The sequence below is a fragment of the Psychrobacter sp. Arc9 genome (genome assembly GCF_041431295.1).
Classification (GTDB): Bacteria; Pseudomonadota; Gammaproteobacteria; order Pseudomonadales; family Moraxellaceae; genus Psychrobacter.
The window spans coordinates 76,363-94,676 of record NZ_JASMRK010000003.1 but is presented as its reverse complement, the minus strand read 5'-3'; the positions used below and the strand labels follow the sequence as shown (position 1 = coordinate 94,676).

The 18,314-nt window shown below is 42.3% G+C and carries 13 protein-coding genes and 1 pseudogene; 5 read left to right on the top strand and 9 right to left on the bottom strand.

What is annotated here, in order from left to right; translation table 11 throughout:
* Positions 1–76 precede the first annotated feature (76 nt).
* The 4 genes and pseudogenes from QO187_RS02715 to QO187_RS02700 all read right to left on the bottom strand — a co-directional run.
* Positions 77–3,478, bottom strand: coding sequence for a BRCT domain-containing protein (locus tag QO187_RS02715; RefSeq protein WP_102093589.1), 3,402 nt, complete (start codon positions 3,476–3,478; stop codon positions 77–79).
* A gap of 608 nt (positions 3,479–4,086) precedes the next feature.
* Positions 4,087–4,827 (bottom strand): peptidase, encoded by a 741-nt coding sequence (locus QO187_RS02710; RefSeq protein ID WP_160021730.1) that lies wholly within the window; start codon positions 4,825–4,827, stop codon positions 4,087–4,089.
* A gap of 42 nt (positions 4,828–4,869) precedes the next feature.
* Positions 4,870–5,655: a transglutaminase domain-containing protein gene (locus QO187_RS02705; RefSeq protein WP_371547067.1), complete on the bottom strand. Its 786-nt coding sequence runs from the start codon at positions 5,653–5,655 to the stop codon at positions 4,870–4,872.
* A gap of 866 nt (positions 5,656–6,521) precedes the next feature.
* Positions 6,522–8,012, bottom strand: a pseudogene (locus QO187_RS02700) (circularly permuted type 2 ATP-grasp protein); the annotation flags it as partial.
* A 221-nt stretch (positions 8,013–8,233) separates the two neighbouring features.
* Between QO187_RS02700 and QO187_RS02695 the strand changes: the two are divergent.
* A complete protein-coding gene (locus QO187_RS02695) occupies positions 8,234–8,872 on the top strand; it encodes a GDSL-type esterase/lipase family protein (RefSeq protein WP_102093593.1) in 639 nt (212 codons plus the stop codon).
* Between the two features lie 159 nt (positions 8,873–9,031).
* On the opposite strand, the gene QO187_RS02690 is transcribed toward QO187_RS02695, so the two are convergent.
* Genes QO187_RS02690 through QO187_RS02680 form a run of 3 tightly spaced genes read right to left on the bottom strand, consistent with a single transcriptional unit; the run spans position 9,032 to position 11,361 of the window.
* The gene (locus QO187_RS02690) at positions 9,032–10,120 is read right to left on the bottom strand and encodes a DUF2855 family protein (protein ID WP_102093595.1); all 1,089 of its coding nucleotides are present in this window, start codon (positions 10,118–10,120) and stop codon (positions 9,032–9,034) included.
* A 33-nt stretch (positions 10,121–10,153) separates the two neighbouring features.
* A complete protein-coding gene (locus QO187_RS02685; RefSeq protein ID WP_197707703.1) occupies positions 10,154–11,074 on the bottom strand; it encodes a hypothetical protein in 921 nt (306 codons plus the stop codon).
* 5 nt (positions 11,075–11,079) lie between these two features.
* Positions 11,080–11,361 carry an FAD/NAD(P)-binding protein gene (locus QO187_RS02680; protein ID WP_197707704.1) on the bottom strand — a complete coding sequence of 94 codons (282 nt, stop codon included), beginning with the start codon at positions 11,359–11,361 and terminating at the stop codon, positions 11,080–11,082.
* Between the two features lie 118 nt (positions 11,362–11,479).
* Here QO187_RS02680 and QO187_RS02675 point away from each other — a divergent pair, with 118 nt between their 5' ends.
* Both QO187_RS02675 and QO187_RS02670 read left to right on the top strand, forming a co-directional pair.
* Complete coding sequence (locus tag QO187_RS02675; RefSeq protein WP_102093596.1) at positions 11,480–12,052, top strand: TetR/AcrR family transcriptional regulator; 573 nt, start codon at positions 11,480–11,482, stop codon at positions 12,050–12,052.
* Positions 12,053–12,135: 83 nt separating this feature from the next.
* Positions 12,136–12,879 carry a zinc-dependent peptidase gene (locus tag QO187_RS02670; RefSeq protein WP_102093598.1) on the top strand — a complete coding sequence of 248 codons (744 nt, stop codon included), beginning with the start codon at positions 12,136–12,138 and terminating at the stop codon, positions 12,877–12,879.
* Positions 12,880–12,960: 81 nt separating this feature from the next.
* Here the strand turns inward: QO187_RS02670 and QO187_RS02665 are convergent, their stop codons facing one another.
* Positions 12,961–13,887 (bottom strand): cutinase family protein, encoded by a 927-nt coding sequence (locus QO187_RS02665; protein WP_102093599.1) that lies wholly within the window; start codon positions 13,885–13,887, stop codon positions 12,961–12,963.
* 482 nt (positions 13,888–14,369) lie between these two features.
* On the bottom strand, positions 14,370–15,038 hold the full coding sequence (locus QO187_RS02660) for a hypothetical protein (protein WP_102093600.1): 669 nt from the start codon (positions 15,036–15,038) through the stop codon (positions 14,370–14,372).
* A gap of 202 nt (positions 15,039–15,240) precedes the next feature.
* Here QO187_RS02660 and QO187_RS02655 point away from each other — a divergent pair, with 202 nt between their 5' ends.
* Complete coding sequence (locus QO187_RS02655) at positions 15,241–15,732, top strand: hypothetical protein (RefSeq protein ID WP_228153168.1); 492 nt, start codon at positions 15,241–15,243, stop codon at positions 15,730–15,732.
* Between the two features lie 1,285 nt (positions 15,733–17,017).
* Complete coding sequence (locus tag QO187_RS02650; protein WP_371547060.1) at positions 17,018–18,283, top strand: tyrosine-type recombinase/integrase; 1,266 nt, start codon at positions 17,018–17,020, stop codon at positions 18,281–18,283.
* The last annotated feature ends 31 nt before the right edge of the window (positions 18,284–18,314 follow it).

Here is an 18,314-nt window from a genome sequence, read left to right as displayed (position 1 = left end):
ATATTTTTTTTGAGTATTTTTTTCGAATATAAAAGCTTGCTAGTAGCTATTTATCTATATCTGTTTGCCAAAGCCGTTAAGCCGATGCCACTGGCTGCAGATTTTTACATAGCTCAGGATAGCGATGCAATAGCCGTGTGACGGCAACCAAACACGCATGACGCTCCATCTTGCCTGCCGAGTGCGTAAAGGTGAACAGTGTGGGCATAATGAGCGCCGCAAAGGTGCTGTCAGCCAACGCCACATCACGAAAGGTCTCAATCAACGCCAGTTTGGCACGACTCGCAGATATGGGTTTTAGTGTGATATTGCTATCTGACTCAGATGTATCTGATGACTGTGGTGATGCTGAGTTTTTATCTGAGTAACGTTGATTTTTGTGCTTATTACTGTCACTAGTACTTGGCTCTTGCGAACCGCCTAGACGACCAGGTGGTAGCTCAAAGAGACCACGGCGTAGCAGCATTAGTAGCTGATCAGCTTCTGCAGGCAAGCTTGCCAAACGTTTATCTGACTGCTCTGTTATGACTGGTTGTGCGCTGTTGTCTTTATCTCGTGCAGCATCTTTATCTTTACTATCGCTACTGGCTGGTTGCCAGTTTGGAGACACGTGACGCGTCTTGTAGTGTTTCCATAGCATGGTCACGGCAGCATAACGTACTTCATGGTCTGTACTTTGGGTCAATCGATATAAAGACTGCACATCTTGGAAATTAGCATGACGCTGCAGCAAGGTGATACCGATTTGGCGAGCGACTCGCGCTTTGCTTTCAATCAACGCATTCAACATGCCAGCATTCAACTGTGCTGACTGAACGTGGTAACGTCGATTGGCAACGGATGGCTTATCCAATAGCGCACGCTTTAGCAGTTGAGTGATATCCGTATAGGGAGATTCTGCCATCATCAGCCATAGGGCTGGCGTTGTTTGCCACGTCGCCATCTCATACTTACTCAGTAATAAGCCAAAGTCTCGCAGCTGGCTGTTACGGTGTTGCAATAAAGGAATGACGCGCTCCGCATTAAAGAATGAAGAAGGGATAATCGCATCAGGATCGACTGGTCTGTCTGTCAATGCCATGCAAATCTGTTCATGATGATGACTGAGGTAGCTGATCGCAAGCTCACTGATAGGTGCAGTAGCATCATCTGTTGCCATATGCCACAGTGCATTGGCACCTGCAAAAGTATCGTCTTCAGACACCTCTCGTGATTGACCGCTTAGCATCTGTAAAAAAGCGGTTTCGGAAATAATCTTTAGCGGCGCACCATCAGCGATTAAGCTTTCGGCTTTAACTTGCTTGCTACCTTTACGGCCATTACCGTATAACGGTGAACCATCATCACCGATGACTAAGTAATCTAACTTACCGTTGACAGCACCACTGATGGCACCATTAGCCGCTTTCACAACTTTTTCGGCCTCGCCACGAGTCATACTTTGCATCTTGCCTGTGAATAAATAGCGTTGGCCGGTTAAATCTACTTCAGTAGCGGCACTGCTATCAGAACCTTTATTGTCAATGCTATTACTGGAAGCGTTGTCAGTAGAGGCGTCTTCATTACTGTCAAGATATGCGACAAAGTCGGCAGGCAAGAACCCTTTGTTAATGCGCTCAATAGCAAATTCACGGTAGAGTGCTTGTTCGCTATGCGCAAGATTCATAAGCCAGTCGAAACCTAAATCTATCGGCGCAAACCGACGCACATCAGACAGCCAATCTCGCACGTTTTCTGCTAAATACTCATCAAAGGCCAAGTGCTTTTGCCAGTTTTTAATAAGAGTGTCAGCAGATTTTAATTGTTCAATATATTCACTTACCTGCCAGTCAGGCTCATAGGCAAGTGCATGCCAATAACTCATATCAAGCGTCGCCGCTGACAGTACATCTTCATCAAACCAATCGGTAATAGTGGATTGCGACAGTGGATGTAATAGCAGCATTTGCCATACTGCCGCGTTTACTTGGCTCAAATCCAAACGTCTGAGCTGATCCAACGCAAAGTCCATGCAGTCGCTATCGTTATAAGCAGAGAAGTCTTGTTGCTCTGGTATGTCTAGCTGCTGGGCAACACGAATAAAGTATTCAGTCCCTAGCTCTTTGGCACTATAAAGCTCAGGCAGTTTTTTTATTGCAAATTTTACGCTGTGTGTTCTACCGCTAGTCAATCGTTCAAAAAACCACTCAGGGGTCAAATCACGCCTTGTAAAGTGTTTGCTAAGTTGTTTACTCGCCGTTTGATAGTGATGCTCTGTATCTAACAGCTGACCCCAACCGTTGACACCAATATCAGCAACAGGGTCACGACTCAGGATACTATTGATGGCAAATGCTCTAACAGGTTCATAATCTGACATGGCAAGCAACATCAGCTCAGTGAGTGATAAGTCCTGAGCGTAGCTTTTGGCATAGCCAATCGCATATTGATAGGCGGCAGGATAGTGTGAATGGAGTAGTTGTAGCACCACTTGATGCAAGCCCAATGTTTTAAATTTAGACTTTTCAAAATGCGGTGAATTTTCTAATAGCCAAACAATCATCTCATCACGCGCTTTACTGTGCGCTTGTCCAGCAGATAGATATTGTAGCGTCTCACCACTCACATCACGTAGTTGGGTTTTGAAATCGTGCTTTAGGCTATCGGTTGCGAACTGTCTGACAGCCTCATTTTTGGCAATAGCCAATAGCTGGATAAGTGGTTCAGGGTCTCGTTGCCACGCCTCAGAGAACGCGCGACCTTTGGCATCAAAGAGCTTGCGAGGTGAGCGACTGCTGAATCGATTGACGCCATAATCAAGGCTGTTATGGAAACAGATGTGATTGAGTACCCAGCTGTTCGTTTGTGCAAGGCTACCTGCCGTCATGGTTTCGTCATAGCTGGCGAGTACACAGACGGCAGCATCAATATAGCCAATCGGCATTTGCTGACCCAACTGCCGCAGATAACGCCATGCTCTAAGGCTCATATAGGTTTTGGTGGCGAGACTGACCGCAGAGTTGGCGGTTTGATTGAAACGCTGTAAATCAATCTTGGCGGCTATTTGTCCAAATATCTCATAATCTTGAGAAAATTCAGCTTGCTTATAAATACGCTTTAAACCCTTCCACGCACCATAGCTGACTGGCAAAGCCGTAATGGCTTGTTTTAAGATGGCTCTAGAGTACGCGCTGCCATCTTCCCACAGTGCGGTCAGTGTTATATGGATCTTATAGCGATCTGGGAGAGGGTAAACGCCTTCGTCTGCTTCCAATTTGGCAATCATTGCCACGCGCTCTGCAAACTGTACTTCGGGATGTTGCTCCCGAAATTGATGACTAAATATCTTATCTAAAAACCGATCAAAAGTAAGCTCATGCTCAGGGATGGGCGACTCAGGAATATCATCAACTTGTGTTGCTAATAAACATAACTTATCAACCAAGCTAGGATCTTGGGCTTGCCAAGCTTGCTGAATTTGTGCGAAGGACAGACTCATAGAAATTTGCCTTAATTTTTATTTTGTCGGTGCGCGTAATTTTGTAGCATTATAAAAGCGCGTTTCACAGAAAATATCAAGGACTTTTGTAAGGAAATATATGGACTGCGACATATAGCGTCGCGCATGATTTTATTTGCAATTATATATTGACAATAATAACTGTGATGAGGCAAACTTAACGAGTTGTGAGATTTAGCGTTTCACCGTTTACGGTGAGGGGCGACGTTGCGTCGTCCACGAGTCAAGCCATTACATTTTACCCAAGGAAGACTGTTTCAGTCCTGCTAATACCTAGATAACGGCCCTAGTGTCATTAGCTCGCTGGCGCAATCACGCAATCGTGATTGAGCTAATGCACTAGGGCCGTTATCTAGGTGCAGTCCAGTGAGTCTTCCATGTACCAGGTCATGAGGTAGATTACACAACAATTGAGTGTGACATCGCTATGATGACATTCAAGGCCTTTAAAGCAAAACCGGATTAGGGCTGTTTATTCAGCGCTATTCCGGTTTTTTATTGCCTGATTATTAGTTGATAATAAAAAAGCCCTTTGTGATAGACAAAGGGCTTTTTAGTGCAGAAAATATGATTTTATACGGAACTATTTATCCCCAATAACCATCAGGACATTTAGGCAATTCAACTAACGTGCGACGTAACGCATCTGACCATTGATGACGGATGGTGTTAAAGTACTCGTCACGCTCATCAATACGTCGGCCGTTGGGCAGAGCTAGGCTGTCATTGTCATAAAGTACAAAATCTATCGGCATACCGACTGATAGATTTGAGTGAATCGTGGAATCAAATGATAGCATTAATGCGCGGGCTGCGTGTCTTACATCCGTGTTATAGCTGACAGAACGATCCAAAATAGGTTTGCCATATTTGCTTTCACCCAACTGAAAAAACGGTGTATCTTCAGTGGCTTTGATGCAATTGCCTTCAGGATAAATCAGGTATAGCTCAGGTGGCTGTCCTTTGATTTGACCACCAAGCATAAACGAGCTGGTAAATGCACCGTCGCGAGTAGAGTTAGCGACTGCTTTTGCATGGTTCATAACATCACGCATACATTCACCAACCATTTGCGCGGCATCAAACAACGTCGCTACTGTATTAAGGTTACTCTCAGCACGCTGGTCAATGTCGCTTTGTAGTTTATTGAACACTGCCTGCGATGTCGCTAAGCTACCAGCTGTCTGTAGCACCATAAAGCGCTCGCCTTCAACGCCGTATTGATACAACTTTCTGAATGTCGATATGTGATCAACACCGGCATTCGTGCGCGTGTCACTGGCAAAGACCATACCGTCTTTTAGACGAATGGCAGCACAATAAGTCATAAAATACCCTTGATGAATAAACGTAATAAAAAATAGCAAACGCTATGATAGCTTTTTGACTAATACCAAACTGTAAAGATTTTCGTAACCGCCGCCCATACGCACGCCGCGAACAGGCGCTGTATCTAGATAATCTCGTCCGATAGCCACGTACACATGTGAGTTTGGGGTAAATGCCTGATTTGAGATATCAAAAGTATACCAGTAACCATCCAGCCAAACCTCAGCCCATGCATGACTGGCCATGTGATTTTCGGTATCGTCATACAGATAACCGGACACATAACGCCCTGGAATCTGTTGATCGCGCAAGATACCTAAAAATACATGCGTATGGTCTTGGCACACACCGGCACTTGTCGCAAACGCCTCAGCAGCAGTTGTGCCCACATGTGTGACGTCTTTAACAAAAGGCATTTTCATAATAAGGGCATTCGCCATCGCCTTTAAGCTGTCATGAGTAGGGGTTTTCAGATATGGTGCTGCAAATTCTCGCATCTCTTGTGAGCATTTGGTCAACGGGGTTTGTACGGTAAATAGCAGGTAGGGGACATGATCCATATCCTCTAAACGTTCGGTTTCGGTGTTAATCTCAACGATACCTGACGCCTGCATTTGTAAGTTGTTATGTGCCTCGTTACGACTGAGCGTGAGCCATGCATTACCAAAGCCATCCTTTTGATTGGTAGCCACTTTAGGGAGCATCACATCCCATTTATGAATGGTTTGGTGCGGCATTTGCATGGGGGTCATGCGTATATACTGTACACTGCGCTGTGCCAGCTCATCGTAATAATAGTTGGTTTGATGACTGATTTGAAGTTTCATGGCATTTTCCTTATAGCGTCTTTCTATTTTCTGTTTATTCCATATGTCTCATGAGCCATTGTTATTGGTTTTTGGCTAGACACCTTCTATACACCTTGACGCAATATGAGATTGAACTCTTTGCTAATCAGCGCAAAATCACTAAATTTCTTTGACCTGATCATCTGGTTGGTCAAGCGGATAAGCTCACGCCAGCGCGTATTCTCCGGCAACTCATTAATCCAATGTCTGAATTCAAAACTGATCTCTGTTGAATCCTCTCCCAACAAGACGGCACGCTCAAGCTGCTCAAAGTGACGCCCCAATTGCCAGAAGCAAGTCACTGTCGGATTCTCTTGTTTCATCGCAGCGTTACACGCGTGTAGCTGCAAGGTCGCCGCTCGATACGTGCCAGCACTCGATAAACGCTTGATCAAGTTGTATAACTCAGCAGTATCTTTACCAATGACACCTTTGGCCTCTTGGACATTATCCTCAATCGATTGCACGATATTGGGTATGATGTTTTGTTCCAAATCAGACATCATTTGTGCTTTCATGGTGGTCAGTGACACTTCACCATCAACGGCAAACCCTAAATGGCTAATTAAATGCCTAATCTGTGATTTTTTGAGATCGCCTTTGATGAGCTGTTTCATGACATCGTCATAGTAATACAAGCGCTCACTATATCGGCCTAGCCATATTAAGTGACTGGCGGTAGAGAGTAGCAGTATCATGGGCGCATCATCTAAACTCTCGTAACCGGTTTCTAAGGGCTGGACTCGATCATAGTAGTTCGCATGCCCTAAAGCGTTGCCTGTAGAGTTGACACTTACTGAGGATAAAGGCGCGCACTTGTCGGTTTGCTGGCTGTCTAAATCACTGTCATCAATAATCCAAGTGTCTTTGATACCGCCGCCTTGCGATGAATTGACGACCAACGAGCCTTCAACCATGGCCACTCGTGTCAGGCCACCAGGTACGATATCTACCGTGCCATCACCATGACTGAGAATAAAGGGACGCAAATCAATATGACGCGGTGCGATACCATCGCTCACCGCAGTAGGGTTGGTAGATAGTGAGATGGTTGGCTGAGCAATAAAGCCGGCTGGATTTTCAAGCAGACGCAGGCGATATTCTTCGATTTCTTCTTTGGTTGATGTCGGACCAATAAGCATCCCATAGCCGCCTGAGCCTTGCGTTTCTTTTACCACCAGCTTGTCCAGATTATCAAGCACATATTTGAGATCATCAGGCTTACGGCACTGGTATGTCTCGATATTAGGTAGGATAGGCTCTTCATTTAAATAGAATTTAATCATATCTGGTACAAAAGGATATAAACTCTTATCATCGGCCACGCCCGTACCTGGGGCGTTAACAATCACCACGTTGCCAGCGCGATAAGCACTCATTAGCCCTGATACACCCAATATGGAATCAGATTTAAAGGCTAACGGATCAATATAGGGATCATCAATGCGGCGGTAGATCACATCGACTTGTACCTTGCCACGAATACCTTGCATATAGACTTTGCTGTCCTCAACGACCAAATCATAACCATGAACGAGTGGTACATTCATCTCATGCGCTAAAAAAGCATGCTCATAATAGGCACTATTAAAGCGACCTGGCGTTAAAATGACGACTTGCGGATCATATTTGGATGTTGAGCTGGCAAGACAGGCTTTGAGACGGTTGGGATAATCACTGATGCCCATGATAGGCGTTTCAGTAAATATATCAGCTAAGAGCGTCTCTGATATATTGCGGCTCTCAAGCATATATGAGACGCCTGACGGGGTACGCAGGTTATCCTCTAACACACAAAATTTACCTGTCTCGTCTCGAATCAAATCAATACCGCTGATGTGCGAATAGATAGGCTTGTCGAGCTCAATGCCCATCATCCATGGCTCATAGCAGCCACTGGCATAGACGTAGCTGGCAGGGACAATATCTGCCTTCATGATGGCTTGGTCATGGTAGATATCATGTAAGAATGCATTGAGAGCGGTGATCCGCTGTTTACAGCCTGCTTCTATTTGTTTCCATTCGCTCGCGGCAATAATGCGTGGAATGATATCAAACGGAATCATACGCTCGATGTTTTTGGCATCGCTATAGACAGTAAAGGTGACCCCTTTACGGTAAAAGATATTTTCTGCTTGTTCGTTTAAATAATTGAGGGCATCCATGTTGATGTTATCAAGCCAATGACCAACGGCTTTTGCAACGGGACGATACTGACCTTTATTCGTTTGGAGTTCATCAAAACTTGGTGCGCGTGATGGGGGAGTGTCTGTTGAGTTACTGTCTGCTGACTTATTTTGTGATTGACTCTGGGATTGAGATGATTTTTTATTCATAAGTACCTCACGTATCCTTGGTAAAGTTATACTTTATGATGAATACACTGTCTATGCTAGGTAGAGTAGCACTTGTACTGCGCCCAACAGGTAGTCTATCTCCTGTATGGACTATACAACGGTTACTGAGCAATATACAACAAGAGTTAAATAATAGATTTTTAAAAACTTGAACCTAAATCCAATAAGTTTAACTCAATAGAAACAGTAGGAGAGAAGACATGAAGCTACGTGGTAGGTTCTTAATGCTGGCAGGTATAGGGTTGTCAGCGACTATCAGTGTGACTGGCTGTGGTAGCGAACCACAACAAGATATCTTGCCTGCTGGTAGCACAGTGGTCGCACTTGGCGACTCATTAACCTATGGTTACGGCGCAAACCCTAAAACAGCGTATCCTACGGTGCTAGCAGAGCTAAGCAAATGGAACGTCGTTAATGCAGGCGTCAATGGTGACACTTCTGCAGATGTGCTTACTCGCGTGAATAAGATTACTGAGCAAAACCCAGATTTAGTCTTACTGGGTGTGGGAGGTAATGATGTATTGCAGCGCATTTCGCCTGATACGATGCGGGCTAATATCATCGCGACTATAGACACTTTGCAATCCAACAATATTGATGTTGTCCTAATCGCTGAGCCATATTTCAGTACTAGTGCTTTGTTTGGAAAGGTAAGTGATAATCCACTGTATGAAGATATTGCGGAAACTGAAGGCATACCTCTGTATTCTGATGGCTGGTCCACTGTACTGTCAGATGATGCATTGAAATCTGATAAAATTCATGCCAATGCGGCAGGCTACAGACAGTTCGCTGAAGGGTTGCATGGTTATTTAAAAGAGGAAGGTTGGGTACATTAAACCGCGAATATTAACCTCGAAAACGGTCAGTAGGGCGTATGCGTTTGGCATCTAGAATACAATACGGAAAAAGCAGAGTGCCTAGTCAATAGGCGCTCTGCTTTTTTATTAATGACGAATAAACAATTTCTATAGTCAGGCTTTTATAGCCTAGCCATTCTAATCACCCATGACTACTACCAAACCTTCATCAGCAGCTATTTTACCTTCGCAGATATCTTTATAAACCTCCAGTAAACCCTTAACTCCATCAAGCTCCTGAATCTTTAACCACGCACTAGTTTTTGCGGTGCTATTCATGATGTAACGCATAGAGCGTTTATTGAACTCTTCAGGGCCCCATTCTTTCATACGTTGCTGTACATGACTGGGCGCAAAAAACTGTTGGCTACGTTCTTGAATGATACCTTCGGTATGACGTGGTTCGTCCCAGTGCGTAAGACCGACATTGCTGGTGTAGCGCATGTTATCGCCTAAGTGTCTATGTAGACGGCTGAGCACGTCGGTATTGGCCGACATATCGACAATAACCGTCGGCTTAGTTGCATCAATCTGCTCTAGTGTGTCATAGCTAAGCACACTGTCATAAGCGTCAATTGACTGAACGAAATCTATATTACGGTTTGAGGTGAGACCGATAACGTGCGGTGCGTCTTTATCATCAACTAAGCCGTATGCTAAGCCAGTACTGGTCTTGCTAGAGGCACTGATAATCACCACTTGCTCTGCGCCAAACCAGTCATTACTCTTCAATAGATCATGTAAGCAGAATGAGGTTAAGTGCAATACAAACAGTAGCATGCGCTGATTGTCATTGGCATGGTCATAACCAGGTTCATAATTGACGCGCTGATACATATTGTAGCCAGGCGGCAGCTCGGCACGATGGGCACTACCATCCAGCAGGCTGCTCTGCGTGACTCGCTTGGGTGTTACGATTAATTCATTGGCGGGCGGGAAGTAACCAAATAAGCGCTCACCGACAGGTAGTGCATCACTATTGGACTCTACAACATCGCCAAAACCCCAGACTGGAATAATACCCCATTTCTCAGGCTCGTCACCATTTGGCGGAAAAAACTGCCAATAGCGTAATTGGTCACCCATGACTGCATAAGTAATATTATTCGCAGTAAAAGCAAAGCGATCAACTTTGACACGTACTTCACCATCGCCTAGGGTATGTACAGGCGTCTCTTGCAGGCGAGCTTGGGTTAGGTTTGCTTTATTGGTCTGAAATTCTTGCATGGTTATTTCCTTTTTTATTTTATAGTTATCGGATTAAGCATTAGCAGTTTTGGCTTGACGCGCTGCCGTAATTTGCATGATTTCACCCATGAGCTTGGGCATGTTTGCAGCGGCTTTTGGTCCTGCTTCCTTTAGACGTTTAAGGATAGCTAACTCTTCAGGTGGTGTACCTTCGCTGGCTCGTACCAATTTGGTGAAGCCATCTAATCGATTGTTAATCATCCATTCACGTAGCGCAGGCTCTTTTGACCAACGCATTTGATTCTGCATTTGTTTAACAAGGCCAACTAAAAAGTCCGTATCATGATTTGGGATTGGCACCACTTGGCATAACTCATTTTTGACAGTTTCGTCATCATAATTGGCTTCAATGTGGGCGATGAACGCCGCACTGAACACAGGCTGATAGGTACGTACGGTTTGCACCACCACGGTATCACCTTTGAACACATCATACGTCTCTGTCACTGGTACTGCCCGTGCAGAGCAGTCGATATGCATGGTGTTGGGAGTGGTAGAAATGCTGTCCTCACCAAAATAAATCTTGTCAGTATCTAAGCGAGTCACGCGCCCTTTACGCACAATGTTTTTAACACGGCGTAACTGCTTAAGCTCTTCACTGCTAATGGTAGCGCCATGGAACATTTGCGGGCGTACATTTGGATCAATACGCATTAATACGCCGCCTTTTTCTAATCGATTAAACAGGTCTTCGATGTTTTCAGCTTCAGCAATCGCTTCTGCTTGAGTAGCCTGCGCCCCTATAGTATGGGTGAAAAAATCACGAGAGGGTTGGGTGTTTTTACGATCGATCAGCCAAGCATCTCTTGGCATAATCCACGTGATATTGTCTGGGTCAATTTGATTCTCTAGTAGCCATAAAACCGCATCTATACCCGTTTTTCCGCCACCGATAATCACGTAACCATCACGGGGTTTGGTTAAACTCGGCAAATCATTTAATGGGCCAAACTTAACACCTTCAGCAATCTCAAAGTTTGGGGTATGGGTTGCTGGTACTGAAGTTTTAAAATAAGTACCATCAATGATTTTCTTATTGACCTTAACCTCTGCAATGTGACAAACGAATAGGCATCGTTCCAATGACCACCTGGCTTATGATGTTTATCGACAATAATAATATTAGCATCAGTTTCTGTGAGCAGCACATCGGCAAAAGCCATGCCCACCGCGCCACTACCAATGATTAGATAATCCGTTTCTATCTGTTGAATACTCATAGCGTCCTTACTCTAAGTTGAGTTTCTATCAACACAAGCAATTCATAATTGTTTGTGTATAACAGTGTTATATACTAGAATAACACTGTTATAATTGTCAAGACATAGTGAGAATCTAATGGATGCCAGAACCAAAATACTAAACGCTGCATCTGAGCTTTTCTTAGAAGGGGGCGGAGACGCCTTGAGTGTACGCGCTATATCCAAGCGGGCAGGACTGTCCACCATCGGTATATACAGTCACTTCCAAGGTAAGCAAGGCATACTAGATGCGCTGTACATAGAAGGATTTAACCTAGTCCGTGAAGCCATGGATGTCATTTCAGAAGGTAAGGCAAACAAAGAGCAAGTATTAGAGGCGTGCCTAGGGTATCTCAATGTAGGCGAGAAATATGAAGCGCACTATCGGCTAATTTTTGGGGAATCTGACGCAGGATATCAGCCCTCAATCGAGGCCATTGCAGCCAGAGATAGCGCATTTTCAAAGTTGGTTCGGGTGGCGGGTTCTTATTTATCAGAAGATGCTAGCATGACGGAACGTCGGCAAATAGCGTTAGATATCTGGGCCATCGTACATGGGTACGTCAGTATTAGTCACCATGTAGTGTTCGCCGATGAACTGGATCTAGACTGGAAGACCATGGCACTTCGTGTGGTTGGAGTACAGTTGGATGCCATAAAGTCTTCTTAATAACGATATTGGTATATTTGTGGCAAGTGAGTGCATGCTAGGCTGGGTTATTTCAATATCGTAAGGTCTAAGGATAGCAAATTATGTTTGGCATCATAAAAGACTGGCGTGAACAGCGTATATTAGATAATAGCGAATTTACTCGAGCTGACTGGATGCAGGCAGCTGAACGTATTGTGATACTTGATAGATTAAGTATTGACGAGATGACACATTTATTTGAGCTAGCAACGTTATTTTTGGCCGATAAATCCATCACTGGGGCACAAGGCTTTGAGATTACCAATGCTGTCAGACAATCGATTGCACTACAAGCGTGTTTGCCGATCTTAAACTTAGGTCTTGACTGGTATGCTGGCTGGTCATCGATTATTATTTATCCTGGCTCGTACAAAAGCAACAGTACCACGGTAGATGAATTTGGTATCGTCCACGAAGGCAGTCAACATCGTAGCGGGGAAGCATGGCTGCGAGGGCCTGTCATTCTTTCATGGAAAGATGCCAAGCACTCAGGCGAACGTGATGGACACAACGTTGTCATTCATGAGTTTGTTCATAAACTCGATATGATGAATGGCCGCGCCAATGGCTTTCCACCGATGCAACATGATATGGATCCTGCAAACTGGACACAGATTATGAGCCGCGATTTTGAAGATTTTCAAACACATCGCAAGTCAGGACTTGATCGTTATGGCGCAACCAATCCTGCTGAGTTTTTTGCGGTTTTGAGTGAAGTGTTTTTTGAAACACCGCAAAAGCTGGTTGATGCTTATCCGGATATTTATCAGATTATGGTGCAGTTTTTCAAACAAACACCTATCTAGATTTAATTCTTATTGTGTGAAGCATTAGCCTCATAAAACCGGAATATTTTAAGAGTCTAAGCTAAGCTTTGTTTATTCACTCTATTGTTCACAGGATTTAAAACTTGAATTTTTAATTATCTTTAACGGTTCAGTCATATCAGCTTTTGTACGGTTATATATAGATAGGTCAGCAGCCCAAAGCATATTGCGCGTCAGAACCCATCTGTAGTGTGAGTAAATACTCCATGATTTTATGCGATTATATTCATCAGCAGTTTGATTTTTAGGGGCACCAATATTATCGACTCCAGGCCATTTATAAAAGAACGGACTTCTTACCATTTTCAACATTTCATTACCAGTTGATGCCAACCATATGTCTTCGTCTTCTTCTCCATCTGCATAAATTTTTGGACTTGGATTAAAAGCCCAAGCCTGAGATATGTACTTTTTCGTAGATGGGTCTTTAATCACATGAACGGCTAATCCTGCACCGAGCGAATAGCCTGCAACAACAATTGTAGTATTTGGATTTGCTTCCGCTATTTTTGTAACATATTCTCTTGCTAATTTGTATTGTTTTTTACTAAAAAGTAAGTTTGTAAATACCCAGTCACGTTTCTGGTCTGATCCAGTGAATGCAATTATTATTTCTTTAAGCTTTGTTTTATCAGATGTTTCATATAGCTTAAAAGTTCCTACCTCAAAACCAGAAGTGTCTGACTTAGGCCAGTCATATATTTCCAAATAAGAGGGAGTTTGAAAAAAATGATCTTTACTTTCTTGTGATAGGTCATCTGGATATTGACCCTGAAGTACTAGTGTACTAGCTAATGCGTATATATAACCTTTTTCCGCTATTTCCAAATGTTTCGAAGTCTCATTAGGGAAAGGAGGATACTTCATATCATGTAAGTATCTCTCATTGCACCAAAAATTGCCTGCTTCACGACTTGTTGTAAGGGAACCAATCATAGAGCAACTAGATAAGAGAGCTAAAGCCAACGTTACTATAATAATTCTCATAATATTAACATCCTTGTTAGTTATTTCTTACCTCATGCATTTTTTTAAATAATTTCTAATGCTCAACCTTAAAAGCACTTAAGAGCATTATGATAAGCAGTAATTTTTCTATGCAATCAGGAGATTTAAGACTTAGCAAGTCCTGATTTGACTCGAATTAAGGTCGATGTTGGTTTTCGTATTCCAGTTAAATAGCTACGTAAAATTTCTCATAGAGTAGGCTATATGACCACAGTCACTTTTTACGTACATGTAGAAAATACTTTGGTTATTCATCTAAAGACACATCCAAAAACCTGATGTGAAACACCTTTAATACTACACTAGTGATTATAAAAATTAGCTTCAATATATTCATTATATTGAATATAAATATAAAAGACAATAAAAAGGGCAGTACATCTGATTTGATGTATTGCCCTTTTCTAATTCGGTTTGTCTATTAAATCAGCTAACCATGTATCCGTTGACTATATCTGCTGCTAAACTGTCCATTGATCATTAATAATGGCCACCAGATAACGCTTCCCTTGATACTCGTCAAATACCAAGCGCAAAACACGCCAGTCCATACCATCATACTCATCCGTGCCTTTATGATAAAACTCCACAACGTCTGATGTTTGGTATATATCTTTTAAGTTATTGATAGAATTACCGTTTTTTCTGAATTCATTGACATTGGTAATAGCGTTGTTGAACTTTTTGCCATCCACCCAAGTATCCAAATAAGTAGGCAACGGCGTGACCAATAGATCGCCAGTACCGTCTTTTTCGCCCCAAGTAAATTGAATGTTAGACTGCTGTAAATACTGTGCAAATTGCCTGCGGCTAAAGACTTTATCTGACTCAGGCCGTACATAAGCGTACATTGAAAAACGAACGCCACGTATTGGATGGATATCATTAGTGATTCTAGAAAAATCCTTATTTGCCAGTGCGCGCTGTATACGTAACGCTTGCTGTCTAAGGGTTTGCTGGCTGATATCAGCATTACTAGGTGTTGATGAACTACTGGTTGGCTGAGATACAATGGCTTCGCTGGACTCAGAAGCAGACTGACAACCCGTCGCAGCTAGCGTGAATAGCAAAAAACTACTAAAGGCTAATGTCGCAGATTTTTCCTTAAAAAAAGCAGGTAATGTCATCATAAAATCATCCTTAGCACAGTTATTAGCGAAAGAAACATCACTATAAATTGTCATGGGAACCGGTAAAAAATACCATAAAAGCGTTATGTAATCGATATTTTGGTAAGTAAACCTGAATGATACGATAATACAGCAGAGTCCGAATATAGGTATGATGTAATAGTCGGTAACACTTATAGGATAAAAGCTCGCAGAGAATAAGATGCCAACATATAAATCGCTGACATTACTATTGACCATAGGACTGATGCCTGTCGGTCACGCTATAGCGGATGTATCAAAAGTAGATCAGAAACAAAATGCCATGGCTGATATAAAGATTGCGACCATCACGAAAATGTACCAACAAGATATTGATGACCAAGGTATGAGTAATCCTGTAGTGCTGCAGCAATATGCTGATGCTGACTTGCAAGCAGCGATGCAACTTGAGCAAGCATATTTTGATAAAACTCAGACGTCCTGCAATATAGATTACGATGTACTTTGGAACTCGCAAGATCCTGACTATACGCAAGACAAAAAATTTTCAATAACTGATCAAGGATTGGTTCAGGTTAGCTTGGCACAAGGTAGCGATATTTATTATGAGCTTTCATGTGATGATAATGATAAAACTTGCCAAGTCGCAGATGTGGTTTTAGATCAGGATGACAAAACTTTGCGTCAGCATTTGCTTGAAACTTGTCGTTAGTAAAAGTCTATAACTCAAACTCATATTAAATCTGATCTAAGGTATAAGAATGACATGGTATAAATGGTTTTTCGCCTAACTACTAAAACCGTTGGTTTGTTTTCGCATAATGTATATTATGTTAAACTAGAGCTACCTGACATTAACTTCATGAGATGATGATTAACAGTAAGCTATTAGATAATTTGGTTGATAATTGCTTAACCAGAATATGTACTACCTATCAAATAAATAATGTAATCATCCTTGACGTAACTACTAACTCATATGTCTTGAATGCTTAATACGCGAAGTCCTAATTGAGCTTAGTGTATCAGTATTAGATCAAGTCGCTAATAACCTCTTTGCATCTATTTCATAAACCTTTTATAAATGTGTTGTAGATACAGTCACTTTTACTGTTCATTCAAATTAGTCTCTTTAGTGAACTTGTTCTGACTATGGTTAATATGATTACTACCTTCACAATGCACAGCTAGCATTGTGAAGGTAATCTCTCGTTCCTAATCATCACCTAACAGCCAAATTCACTATCATTCAATTGTTAGCATCTCAATCAACTGGCGCTTTGGTACGAATATTCTTGCAACACGTTAGGTAAGATATCATTACCTATGGACTCTATTAGCTAAGATCAAAAGCCATAACTCTTTTAGATATCTATTACTTCATATAATTTCTAATAGCGCATGTATGATCTGACAATGTTCCTACCTGGCCTGTTTGCAAGTCTGGTTTAGATCTACCTTATAATCACGAATATCATTGCCAACTAAGCTGTAATACTTTTTGTTTTAAGTAATCAAAAACCCTCTCACTACTAAGAAAGTATTTATCCCTCTTCGCAATATACTTCAATCTGGAGCACTAAGTTAACAACCTCCAAATTTGCACAGAACAGTACTATGACCCTGATTTTTATATTCTGTGCACGTACAGGAGCATGGTTTTCTTTGTAAATAAAAGTAAGAACTCTATCAATAGTAATAAATAGCGTTCTTACTTTTAATCTATCTGAAGTTTATTACCCCAAACGCCATATATATCAATAAACACATGGCTTACTCCCTCTCTTTCCTCTATACTATAATTATCCCCAACTTTCCCTTGGGGATAATTTAATATTAAAAGTATTATTATATAAGGATTTACTAATAATAATAACGAATACCAGTGTCCATGACAGTGTCCAATAATTCTATAGTTTTCTACAGAAGAGACTTTTTATAAGTCATTAATCATAAACCTATCATTAACCTTAATTATCATATGACGGATGTACATTATGGCTATCGACACTGCAAACGATATCAATAAGCTTGAATGCCGAGACAAAGATTATTCTGTCAGTATCTCAGGTGTGGCTGGCCTAAGTCTGCGTATTTATCCAAATGGCAAAAAGGAATACTACTTACGTTATTCCCATCCGCATATCGAGGGCAAACGTCCTAGGATGATGTTGGGTAAGATTGAGGATGTCAGTTTCCATGAGGTTAAGTATAAAGCAGACACCATTCTTGATATGGTCGCAAAAGGCTCTGACCCTAAAGCTATTCAGCAAAAAGAGCAAACCAATAAATATACTCACCTAAAAAACGCACCATTTTATGACATTGCTCAAGCATGGCGAGAACACAAAACAGCAGGTCGCAATCAAAGTAAATCTAAAAAACCGTCATACAGTGAGTCAACCCTTAAGTTCTGGGATTTATGCCTAGGATATATGTGCCAAGAAATTGGTGATTTAAGAATGGACGATATCACCAGCGAGATGATACTAAGTGTGTGTGAGTCGATTCAAAACAATGAAAACCAAGCGACTTTCGTTGGTGCAAGCACTCGTCTGTATACTGAAAAGGTATTTTCATTCGCTGTTGCTCGAGGGTTGTGCGATAGAAATGTGGCAATTGATACCCGTGGTGAGCTTGCACCTGCCAATTCAGGCAATCACTTGCCTGCCATCACCAAGCCAGACCAATTTGCGACTCTCTTAAAGGATATGTCGAATTTTAGAGGTGCAAGTAAGATTACATTAGAGGCGATGAACTTATTACCTTACGTGTTTGTACGTAGCATCGATCTGCGCTCAATGCGTTGGGGTGACATCGATTGGGACAACAATACATGGGCATTATCCCCGACTAAAGGCGAAGGTCGTGACGATATGGTCTCGCACTTAGTTGTTCCCTTGGCCACGCAAGTGATTACGCGATTACGAAACATCCAATCAATTACTGGGCATAAGGAATATGTATTTGCGTCGATGCGCGGTTCAAGCAACGCCTATATCAGTAAGGCGACGTTGGTGCAGATATTCCACCGACTTGGATATAAAGACGTGCAATGTGCGCATGGATTTCGAGCATCTGCTAAAACCTTGCTTATGGAACAGCCTGAGCTACGCTATTCTGACATCGTCACAGAATTACAGCTAGGTCACAGGATAAAAGACACACATGGCGGAGCTTACAACAGGCTTGATGAAATCGACACCAGGGTACAGATGATGCAAGATTGGGCAGATTATATAGATGAGCTTCGGAGTCGTTAGAGAGTTATTTTAAAATCAAAAACCATATTTT

What these genes read in the sequence shown, in the direction of transcription:
- QO187_RS02710 (WP_160021730.1), bottom strand. Translation starts at nt 4,827, where the DNA reads ATGACTTATTGTGCTGCCATTCGTCTAAAAGACGGTATGGTCTTTGCC.
- QO187_RS02715 (WP_102093589.1), bottom strand. Translation starts at nt 3,478, where the DNA reads ATGAGTCTGTCCTTCGCACAAATTCAGCAAGCTTGGCAAGCCCAAGAT.
- QO187_RS02675 (WP_102093596.1), top strand. Translation starts at nt 11,480, where the DNA reads ATGGATGCCAGAACCAAAATACTAAACGCTGCATCTGAGCTTTTCTTA.
- QO187_RS02650 (WP_371547060.1), top strand. Translation starts at nt 17,018, where the DNA reads ATGGCTATCGACACTGCAAACGATATCAATAAGCTTGAATGCCGAGAC.
- QO187_RS02680 (WP_197707704.1), bottom strand. Translation starts at nt 11,361, where the DNA reads ATGAGTATTCAACAGATAGAAACGGATTATCTAATCATTGGTAGTGGC.
- QO187_RS02670 (WP_102093598.1), top strand. Translation starts at nt 12,136, where the DNA reads ATGTTTGGCATCATAAAAGACTGGCGTGAACAGCGTATATTAGATAAT.
- QO187_RS02665 (WP_102093599.1), bottom strand. Translation starts at nt 13,887, where the DNA reads ATGAGAATTATTATAGTAACGTTGGCTTTAGCTCTCTTATCTAGTTGC.
- QO187_RS02655 (WP_228153168.1), top strand. Translation starts at nt 15,241, where the DNA reads ATGCCAACATATAAATCGCTGACATTACTATTGACCATAGGACTGATG.
- QO187_RS02660 (WP_102093600.1), bottom strand. Translation starts at nt 15,038, where the DNA reads ATGATGACATTACCTGCTTTTTTTAAGGAAAAATCTGCGACATTAGCC.
- QO187_RS02690 (WP_102093595.1), bottom strand. Translation starts at nt 10,120, where the DNA reads ATGCAAGAATTTCAGACCAATAAAGCAAACCTAACCCAAGCTCGCCTG.
- QO187_RS02705 (WP_371547067.1), bottom strand. Translation starts at nt 5,655, where the DNA reads ATGAAACTTCAAATCAGTCATCAAACCAACTATTATTACGATGAGCTG.
- QO187_RS02695 (WP_102093593.1), top strand. Translation starts at nt 8,234, where the DNA reads ATGAAGCTACGTGGTAGGTTCTTAATGCTGGCAGGTATAGGGTTGTCA.